General features: G+C 74.0%; 3 protein-coding genes and 1 tRNA gene. 1 reads left to right on the top strand and 3 read right to left on the bottom strand.

Going from position 1 to position 2,213, the window contains the following annotated elements:
* Positions 1–63: 63 nt before the first annotated feature.
* Positions 64–145: transfer RNA gene (locus tag EPN29_13965), tRNA-Tyr, on the top strand.
* 81 nt (positions 146–226) lie between these two features.
* Here the strand turns inward: EPN29_13965 and EPN29_13960 are convergent.
* From EPN29_13960 to EPN29_13950, 3 genes are all read right to left on the bottom strand, one after another.
* The gene (locus tag EPN29_13960) at positions 227–1,543 is read right to left on the bottom strand and encodes an FAD-binding oxidoreductase (GenBank protein TAN31059.1); all 1,317 of its coding nucleotides are present in this window, start codon (positions 1,541–1,543) and stop codon (positions 227–229) included.
* Positions 1,544–1,590: 47 nt separating this feature from the next.
* Positions 1,591–1,869 (bottom strand): hypothetical protein, encoded by a 279-nt coding sequence (locus EPN29_13955; protein TAN31058.1) that lies wholly within the window; start codon positions 1,867–1,869, stop codon positions 1,591–1,593.
* Between the two features lie 42 nt (positions 1,870–1,911).
* The coding region (locus tag EPN29_13950) for a hypothetical protein (protein ID TAN31057.1) at positions 1,912–2,213 on the bottom strand (302 nt) is incomplete at its 5' end.

Genomic DNA, 2,213 nt, shown 5'->3' with positions numbered 1-2,213 from the left:
TGACGGCTGCGCTATTGTTTCGCCAAGTTGCCGCTGGGCCAAACGGCCCCGGCGCAGCATCCCGGCAGGTTGCCCGAGCGGCCAATGGGAGCGGACTGTAAATCCGTCGGCTTTGCCTTCGAAGGTTCGAATCCTTCACCTGCCACTGGACGTGAGCTCCAGGCGACGAGACCCCCACCACGGTGGGGGTCTCGTGCATTGCGGCCGTCCGCGGCGGCGGCCTCCCTCAGCGCAGCGGGTCGAACGGTCGGAGCTCGTCGGGGACCGTGCCGGTGGCGATCTGCTCGGCGAGGAGCTTCCCGGTCACCGGCCCGAGCGCCACCCCCCACATGCCGTGCCCGCCGGCCACGAAGACCCGCGACGAGCCGGTCGCTCCGATGAGCGGCAGCCCGTCGGCGGTACACGGGCGGGAGCCGACCCACTCGTCGCCGCGGTGGTCGAGGTCGACCCCGCCGAGCAGCGGACGGACCGCCTCGACGATGGCGCGGACCCGGCGCCGGTCGAGCGCCTCGTCGGGTCGGCGGAACTCCATCATCCCGGCGACCCGGAGCAGCGGGACGTCCTCCTCGCCGTACGGCGGGTCGCCGATCGGGTTGACGGGCTCGTGCAGGGGGGTGCACGCGACCCGCTGCTGCGGGAAGTAGACCGGACCGTCGGGGACCCGGTCCCCGGTGACCGTGAAGGAGTAGCCGCGTCCGGCCTGCACCCACCGGGTGACGCCGAACGGCCGGGCCAGTCGGCTCAGCGTGGCGCCGGTGGCCAGCACGACGGCATCGTGCCGGTGCCGGCCGCCGCTGCTGTCGACGACCCACGCCGTGTTCCGCTCGGTCGTGACCTCCTCGACCCGCACCCACTCCCGGAGCTTGCCGCCCCGGTCGATCACGGAGCGGGCCAAGGAGCGCACGAAGTTCGGCGGGTGGATGTAGCGCTGCCCGTGGAGGAGCACGGCGGCCCCGACCTCGGCGCTGAGGCTCGGCTGCGCCTCCTGGACCTGCGGGCCGGTGAGGTAGTCGTAGTGGACCGGCTGGCCGGCCTCCTCGATGCGCCGGAGCTCGTGGAGCAGTGCGGACGCCTCGCTCGTGGTGCGGTAGCCCGCTACGAACGGCTTGGCCCGGTGCGGGCGCGGTGTGGCCTCGGCCTCGGCGAGGTCCTCATAGGCCCGGATCGCCAGCCGGTTCATGGGCGCGTACGCCGCCATGCCGCTCTGCCAGCGCTGGGTGGTGCAGTGCCGGGCGAACCCGGCGAGGAACCGCCACAGGGCCGGGTCGAGCCGCGGCGGGACGAAGACGGGCGAGGACGGCTTGAGGACCGAGGCCAGGCCGTACCTGAGCACGTCGGGCTCGGGCAGGGGCGCGGTGAGCGCCGGCGTCAGCCAGCCGGCGTTCCCCCAGGAGGCACCGCTCGCGGCATGGTCCGCGTCGTACACCGTGACGTTCGCGCCGCGCTCCTGGAGGAACCAGGCGACGCTGAGCCCGACGATGCCGGCGCCGACGACGGCCACCTCGTGCGGCGGCGCCGTGGGCGCCGGACGGACCGCCTGGATCGCCCGCGCCGCCAGGCGTCGCCGTGCTGCTCTCGAGCTCATCGCCGTCACCTCCCCACACAGCTCACGCAGGTGCCGGCCCACGGCCGGAACTCCAGCCGGTCCGCCGGGATGGCCCCGCCGCAGCCGGTGCAGGTCCCGAAGGTCCCGTCGGACAGTCGGCCGCGGGCGGCGTCGATCTCGGCGATGGTCTGCTTCAGTGCGCCCCGCTGCACGGCGACCACGGGGTCGTCCTGGGTCTCGGGCAGGTTGCGCAGCTGGAGGTGTCGGGTCTCGGCGGCCTCGATCAACAGCGACTCGAAGTCGACGGTCGGCTGGGTGGTCATGGGGGTCCCTCTCGGTGTCTCGGGTGGAGCAGGCTGGCGCGGTCAGATGTCGAGCGCGCAGTAGACACAGCGCGGTGCCCACGGTCGCTGGGTGAGCAGGGCGAGCGAGATCGGCTCGGCGCAGTCGAGGCAGGCGCCGTACGTGCCGGCGGCCAGCCGGGCCGTCGCCGCGGCGGCGTCGCGCAGCACGTGCTGGAGCCGGTCCCGGTAGCGGATCGTGCGCTCGCCCAGCTCGTGCGGCTCCGGCAACGCCCGCAGGCGCATGCTGGCAGCGGCTGCGACGGCCTCCAGCCGGCCGGGGGCGTCGATCGGGAGCGCGACGGTGTCGTCGAAGCGTGATCCGC

It is taken from the genome of bacterium (genome assembly GCA_004299235.1).
In the GTDB taxonomy this organism is placed as follows: domain Bacteria; phylum Chloroflexota; class Dormibacteria; order Dormibacterales; family Dormibacteraceae; genus SCQL01.
This window is presented reverse-complemented; position numbering and strand designations above follow the sequence as displayed.